This window comes from Streptomyces lonarensis, from assembly GCF_012033735.1.
Taxonomy (GTDB): Bacteria; Actinomycetota; Actinomycetes; order Streptomycetales; family Streptomycetaceae; genus Streptomyces; species Streptomyces lonarensis.
On record NZ_JAAVJD010000262.1, the window covers coordinates 1 to 6,812 of the forward strand.

Consider the following 6,812-nt stretch of genomic DNA (forward strand, 5'->3'; position numbering starts at 1 on the left):
CGCGGGCGCCGGTCCGCCGGGACGGCGCCGGACCGCCGCCCGCCCCCGGCCGGAGGTCAGACGCGGACCGGGCCGGTCAGGAAGCGGCGCACGGCGTCGGCCTGGTCGAGGACGGCGTGCCCGGCGTGCGGCAGCACGACGACCTCGGCGCGGGGCACCCGCTTGCGGAACCGGCGCGCGGTCTCCAGCGAGTCGAACATCGCGTCGCGCGCGCCGCAGAGCACCAGGCTCGGCATCTCCAGCCGCGTCAGCAGCTCGTCCGCGAAGATGGGCAGCTTCTCCGTACGGGGCTTGAACTCCGACATCACGAAGGAGAGTTCGTCGAGCACCTCGCGGTCGTGGACCGGGTCCAGCCCGGCGACGTCCGCCGCGGAGCGGCGCCTCCCCCACTCGCCGAACGGCCGCAGCATCGCCCAGCGCAGCAGCCAGGCGAACCGGGCGGGTCCCACTCCGCCGGGCGCGAGCAGCGCGAGCCGGGAGACCCGGTCGGGGTGGCGGATCGCGAAGTCCAGGGCGGTCCAGCCGCCGAGCGAGGCGCCGACCAGCGCGGGGGTGTCCAGGCCGAGGCCGTCGAGGACCTCGGTGAGCCAGCGCGCGGGGGCGTCGGAGTCCAGCGCCGGGCGGGCGGGAGTGCTCAGCCCCGGCTCGCCCGGGAGGTCGACGGCGTACGTCCGCAGCTGCCGGTTCCACGCCGGAGCCGCGCCCTGCCAGGTCAGCGCGTTGGAGCAGGCGCCGTGCAGCAGGACCACCGGCGGCGCCTCCTCGGGGCCCGCCGCCAGGACGAAGGTGTCGCCCAGGCTCGTGGGGACGGTGAGCCGTTCCGACGGGACCGGCCAGGCGTCCAGCGCCGAGCGGTACCGGCGGCGGACCTCCTCGCCGCCCGCCTCCGTGCGGTAGATCTCGTTCATGACCCCACTACCCCCTCGATGTACTCCAGCATGCGCGCGGTGTCGGCGAGCCCGCCCACCACGATGACCTTCATCCGGCCGCGGGCCGGGTCGTGCACGGTCTCGACCCGCACCCGCTCCTCGCCGGGCAGCCGGCTGCGGGCCGCGGCGGTGAGCAGGGTCGAGAGCCGGTCGGCCAGCTCCCGGTCCACACCGTCGAGTTCGACGATGCTGGAGACGTCGGCGTGCGCGCGGTGCGCCTCAGCGGCGTCGGACTCCGGATCGATCTCCGGAACGGGTCGCCCGGTGAACCGCTCCAGGTCGCCCTGGGTGACGCGGTACTGCTTGCCGATCCGGACCGCCGGGAGCCGGCCGTCGCGGACGTAGTTCCGCACGGTGCGGACGTGCAGGCCGAGGTGGTCGGCCACCGCCTGGACCGAGAACAGACGCTCACTCACCCGACTACTTTAAACGCACCTACCGTCGGAGCGCAACGGGGTAGTTTGCGGAAAACAGGGTGCGATGCGACCTGGTCGCCGACAGCACGCAGCCGCCGCACGCGGTGACGGCGCGCGGCGGCGGGAAAGCGGCGGCGGAAAGGATCAGGCAGAGAGCCAGAGGACCAGGACGGCGACGGCACCGAGCGCGGCCGGGGCGATCAGTTCGTAGGCCCAGGTGACCGTCACCGGCCCCTCGGACTCCGCGCGCTCCCGGTTCTGCTGCGCCATCTCCTTCAGCTCACTGACGGCGGCGTCGGACGGCGCCGAACGCGGCCCGGTGTCGGTGGTGTTGGCGGTGCCGATACCGAAGGCGCCCTTCGGCTGCTCACCTGCGGCGAGCCGCTGGTTGTGCCGGTTGGCGCGGGAGCGCGCCCGCAGCGAGACGGGGATCGACCACAGCTGGTACTTCACGCCCTCGGCGACCAGCTCACAGGAGTAGCCGGCCCGCACGGTCTCCACGCGGGACCACGGCACCACGACGGTGCGGAACGGGTTGCGGATGCGGACGCCCGCCCGGTTGGCGAAGACCGCGGGCCGCAGCGAGAAGGCGACGATCAGCGGGGCCACCATGCACACCACCGCCAGCGCGATGAAGGGCGACCGCCCCGAGCCGCGCACCAGCGCGTCCCCGCCGAGCCAGGCGATGAGGGCGAGGAGCAGCGCCCCTCCCACGATCGCGCCGCTCGATCGGTAGACGCGGTCGGAGTAGCTGTCCGGCTCACTGGTCATGCGCACGATTGTGCCCGACGCCCCGGGGCGTCGGCCTGCCGGTCCTGCCGCGGGGCGCGCCGCGCGGCGCCCGGTCGGTGCCCGGGGAGGGGATGACAGTCGGCTACGCGCGTAGATATGCTCCCCTGGTGACCATGCCACCCTCTGCTGCTCCCGCTCTGGCGGACGTGACCGCCTCCGACGCGGCGTTGCGCCGCTTCCTGCACGGGCTGCCCGGGGTCGACGCGGTGGGGCTCGACGCGCGGGCCGCCGCGCTCGGCACCCGCTCGATCAAGACCACGGCCAAGGCGTACGCGATCGACCTGGCGATCTCCATGATCGACCTGACCACCCTGGAGGGCGCCGACACCGCCGGGAAGGTTCGCTCGCTGTGCGCCAAGGGACGCAACCCGGACCCCTCCGACCGCACCGCACCCAGCCCCGCCGCCGTCTGCGTCTACCCGGACATGGTCCCGGTGGCCCGCGAGGCGCTCGCCGGGTCGGGTGTGCTGGTCGCCTCGGTCGCGACGGCCTTCCCCGCCGGCCGCGCACCGCTGGAGGTCAAGCTGGCCGACGTGCGGGCCGCCGTCGCCGCCGGCGCCGACGAGATCGACATGGTGATCGACCGGGGGGCGTTCCTCTCCGGCCGGTACCTGAAGGTCTTCGAGGAGATCGCCGCCGTCCGGGAGAACTGCGCCCGCGTCAGCGGCGGCGCCGCCCGGCTGAAGGTGATCTTCGAGAACGGCGAGCTGGCCACCTACGACAACGTGCGGCGCGCCTCCTGGCTGGCGATGCTCGCGGGGGCGGACTTCATCAAGACCTCCACCGGCAAGGTCGCCGTCAACGCCACCCCGTCCAACACCCTGGTGATGCTGGAGGCGGTCCGCGACTTCCGCGACGCCACCGGGCACCAGGTCGGGGTCAAGCCCGCCGGCGGCATCCGCACCACCAAGGACGCCGTGAAGTACCTGGTGATGGTGAACGAGACCCTGGGCGACGACTGGCTGAGCCCGCACTGGTTCCGGTTCGGCGCCTCCGGCCTGCTGAACGACCTGCTGATGCAGCGCCAGAAGCTCTCCTCCGGACGCTACTCCGGCCCCGACTACGTGACGGTGGACTGACCCTGCCATGACCAACGACGCCACCCACCCCAGCGGCTCCCCCGCCGCCCCCGCCGGGCTGTTCAGCTACGCGCCGGCGCCCGAGTCCCGCGCCGTCGTCGACATCGCGCCCTCCTACGGCCTGTTCGTCGACGGCGAGTTCCGCGAGGCGGCGGACGGCGGCGTGATGACCACGCTCTCCCCCGCCACCGAGGAGAAGCTGTCGGAGGTCGCCCACGCGGGCGAGGCCGACGTGGACGCCGCGGTGCGCGCCGCCCGCACCGCCTTCACCGGCTGGTCGGCGCTGCCCGGCGCCGAGCGCGCCAAGTACCTCTTCCGCATCGCGCGGATCATCCAGGAGCGCTCGCGTGAGCTGGCCGTGCTGGAGACCCTCGACAACGGCAAGCCGATCAAGGAGAGCCGCGACGCGGACCTCCCGCTCGTCGCCGCGCACTTCTTCTACTACGCGGGCTGGGCCGACAAGCTGGAGCACGCCGGCTTCGGGCCCGCGCCGCGCCCGGTGGGCGTGGCGGCGCAGGTCATCCCGTGGAACTTCCCGCTGCTGATGCTGGCCTGGAAGGTCGCTCCGGCGCTGGCCTGCGGCAACACCGTGGTGCTCAAGCCCGCGGAGACCACGCCGCTCTCCGCGCTGTTCTTCGCCGACATCTGCCGCCAGGCCGGGCTCCCGCGCGGCGTGGTCAACATCCTCACCGGCGACGGCGCGACGGGAGCCGCGCTGGTGGGCCACGGCGGCGTGGACAAGGTCGCGTTCACCGGCTCGACCGCCGTGGGCAAGGAGATCGCCCGCACGGTCGCGGGGACCGGCAAGCGGCTGACCCTGGAGCTCGGCGGCAAGGGCGCCAACATCGTCTTCGACGACGCCCCCCTGGACCAGGCCGTCGAGGGCATCGTCAACGGCGTCTTCTTCAACCAGGGCCAGGTGTGCTGCGCCGGTTCCCGGCTGCTGGTGCAGGAGTCCGTCCACGACGAGCTGCTGACGGCGTTGCAGCGGCGGCTGCGCACCCTCCGCGTCGGTGACCCGCTCGACAAGAACACCGACGTCGGTGCCATCAACTCGGCGGAGCAGCTGGCGCGCATCACCGAACTCGCCGACTCCGGCGAGGCGGAGGGCGCGCAGCGCTGGACGGCGCCGTGCGACCTGCCCTCGCAGGGCTACTGGTTCGCCCCGACGCTGTTCCTCGGGGTCAGCCAGGCGCACCGGGTGGCGCGGGAGGAGATCTTCGGCCCGGTCCTGTCGGTCCTGACCTTCCGCACCCCCGAGGAGGCGGTGGCCAAAGCCAACAACACGCCCTACGGGCTCTCCGCGGGGGTGTGGACGGAGAAGGGCTCCCGCATCCTCGCCGTCTCCCAGCGGCTGCGCGCGGGGGTCGTCTGGGCCAACACGTTCAACAAGTTCGATCCGACCTCGCCCTTCGGCGGGTACCGGGAGTCGGGCTTCGGCCGCGAGGGCGGCCGTCACGGGCTGGAGGCCTACCTTGAGCACTGACCGGCTGAACGTGCTGAAGACGTACAAGCTCTACGTGGGTGGCAAGTTCCCGCGTTCCGAGAGCGGACGGGTGTACGAGGTGACCGACAGCAAGGGCAACTGGCTCGCCAACGCGCCGCGGTCGTCCCGCAAGGACGCCCGTGACGCGGTGGTCGCCGCCCGCAAGGCCTTCGGCGGCTGGTCCGGCGCGACGGCCTACAACCGCGGCCAGGTGCTCTACCGCGTCGCGGAGATGCTGGAGGGCCGGCGCGACCAGTTCACCGCCGAGGTGGCGGCGGCGGAGGGGCTCTCCCGCGCCAAGGCCGCCGCCCAGGTGGACGCCGCGGTCGACCGCTGGGTCTGGTACGCGGGCTGGTCGGACAAGGTCGCGCAGGTCGTGGGCGGGGCCAACCCCGTGGCCGGGCCGTACTTCAACCTCTCCACGCCCGAACCGACCGGCGTCGTCGCGGTGATCGCCCCGGCCGGCTCCTCGCTGCTCGGGCTGGTCTCCGTGGTGGCACCGGTGATCGTCACCGGCAACACCGCCGTGGTGGTGGCGGACGAGTCCGCCCCGCTGCCCGCGCTCTCCCTGGCGGAGGTGCTCGCCACCTCGGACGTGCCGGGCGGCGTCGTCAACGTGCTCTCCGGCTCCGCCGCCGAGCTGGGTGCCCCGCTCGCCGCCCACCAGGACGTCAACGCCGTCGACCTGGCCGGTACGGCCGGGGACACCGGCCTGGCCACCGAGCTGGAGGTGGCCGCGGCCGACAACCTCAAGCGCGTGCTGCGCCCCGCCCCGACGGCCGACTGGTCGGCGGCGCCGGGCACCGGCCGGATGCTGGCCTTCCTGGAGACCAAGACGGTCTGGCACCCCACCGGCGGCCTCGGCGCCGCGGGGTCGTCGTACTGAAGTCGCCGCACTGAGGCGCCGTACCGAGACGGCGCCCGGACGCACGACGGCGCCCCGCCCCGGGTCGAGGACCCGGGGTGGGGCGCCGTCGCCTCTCGGGCGCGACCGCCGGGTGCTCAGCGGCCGAGCAGCCCGCCGAGCGCTCCGGCGACCTCGGAGAGCGAGGCCCCGCCGGCGAGCGGGCCCGTGACGAGGTCCGTCCCCACCGGCTGGAAGTCCGCGACCTGGGTCCGCACCGTGTTGCTCAGCGGGTCGACCCCGGTGTCGGCCATCGGGTAGAGCTTCACGTCCGCGACGGGGGCGACCACGTACTCCACCGTCTCCACCGGGTCGACGCCGCCCAGGAGCTGCGGCGCGGCCTGGGCGGTCCCGGCCGAGGCGACGGCGGCGCTGCCGGCGACACCGAGCGCGACCGCCAGGCGTCGCGCGCCCATCGCCTTGGGCCGCGCATGGCGGGCGTGACGGGCATGACGGGCGGGAGAGGGCATGTGGGCACCTGCCGGACGCATCGGGTGAAAAGGCCGTCTCGCAGGGTAGCCGAATGTGCGGATACCGCGACGCTCCCCCCGGGTGGCTTCACCCGTTCGGTTGATACGGGACAATGGGTGCCCGTGACCTCCAGCGCTCCCGCCCGCGTGATCCTGCTGACCGGCCCCTCCGGCTCGGGCAAGTCCCGGCTCGCGGCCCGCACCGGCCTGCCCGTCGTCCGGCTGGACGACTTCTACAAGGACGGCGACGACCCCTCGCTGCCCGCGCTCCCCTCGGGCGCCGGCACCGACTGGGACTCGCCCGCGTCGTGGAACGGCGACCGCGCCGTGCTGGCGCTGCGCGAGTTGTGCGAACGCGGGACCGCTGAGCTGCCCGAGTACTCCATCGCCCGCAGCGCCCGCACCGGGAGCCACCCGCTCACGCTCGACGGCGCACCGCTGGTCGTGGCCGAGGGCATCTTCGCGGCCGAGATCGGCGCGGCCTGCGCCGAACTGGGGCTGCTCGCCGACTCGATCTGCCTGGCCGACCGGCCGACGACGCACTTCCGCCGCCGGCTGGCACGGGACGTGCGCGAGAGCCGCAAGCCGCTGCCGTTCCTGCTGCGGCGGGGATGGGCGCTGCTGCGCGCCGAACGGTCCATCGTGGCGCACAACGCGGCGCTCGGCGCGCACTGCTGCGACCAGCGGGCGGCGCTGCGGCGCATCGGGGACCTGGCCGCCGCGGACCGCACCGCGC

General features: G+C 74.1%; 8 protein-coding genes. 4 read left to right on the forward strand and 4 right to left on the reverse strand.

The window, feature by feature from the left end:
- Positions 1-56 precede the first annotated feature (56 nt).
- From HCN56_RS22215 to HCN56_RS22225, 3 genes are all read right to left on the reverse strand, one after another.
- Positions 57-908: an alpha/beta fold hydrolase gene (locus tag HCN56_RS22215; protein ID WP_167973916.1), complete on the reverse strand. Its 852-nt coding sequence runs from the start codon at positions 906-908 to the stop codon at positions 57-59.
- A complete protein-coding gene (locus tag HCN56_RS22220) occupies positions 905-1,345 on the reverse strand; it encodes a helix-turn-helix domain-containing protein (RefSeq protein WP_167973918.1) in 441 nt (146 codons plus the stop codon). Before HCN56_RS22220 ends, HCN56_RS22215 begins: the two co-directional genes overlap by 4 nt.
- Before the next feature lie 144 nt (positions 1,346-1,489).
- Positions 1,490-2,116: a PH domain-containing protein gene (locus tag HCN56_RS22225; protein WP_167973920.1), complete on the reverse strand. Its 627-nt coding sequence runs from the start codon at positions 2,114-2,116 to the stop codon at positions 1,490-1,492.
- 134 nt (positions 2,117-2,250) lie between these two features.
- Between HCN56_RS22225 and deoC the strand changes: the two genes are divergently transcribed.
- The 3 genes from deoC to HCN56_RS22240 are packed head-to-tail and all read left to right on the forward strand — an operon-like array spanning position 2,251 to position 5,588.
- Entirely contained in the window at positions 2,251-3,216 is a 966-nt protein-coding gene (deoC, locus tag HCN56_RS22230; protein WP_245246885.1) for a deoxyribose-phosphate aldolase, read from the forward strand.
- A 7-nt stretch (positions 3,217-3,223) separates the two neighbouring features.
- Entirely contained in the window at positions 3,224-4,702 is a 1,479-nt protein-coding gene (locus tag HCN56_RS22235) for an aldehyde dehydrogenase family protein (protein WP_167973924.1), read from the forward strand.
- Entirely contained in the window at positions 4,692-5,588 is an 897-nt protein-coding gene (locus HCN56_RS22240) for an aldehyde dehydrogenase family protein (RefSeq protein ID WP_167973926.1), read from the forward strand. Before HCN56_RS22235 ends, HCN56_RS22240 begins: the two co-directional genes overlap by 11 nt.
- 116 nt (positions 5,589-5,704) lie before the next feature.
- On the opposite strand, the gene HCN56_RS22245 is transcribed toward HCN56_RS22240, so the two are convergent.
- Positions 5,705-6,076, reverse strand: a complete 372-nt coding sequence (locus HCN56_RS22245; RefSeq protein ID WP_167973928.1) for a hypothetical protein — start codon at positions 6,074-6,076, stop codon at positions 5,705-5,707.
- A 123-nt stretch (positions 6,077-6,199) separates the two neighbouring features.
- Here HCN56_RS22245 and HCN56_RS22250 point away from each other — a divergent pair.
- Positions 6,200-6,812 (forward strand): uridine kinase family protein (locus HCN56_RS22250; protein ID WP_312871369.1); only part of this gene is annotated, 613 nt, incomplete at its 3' end.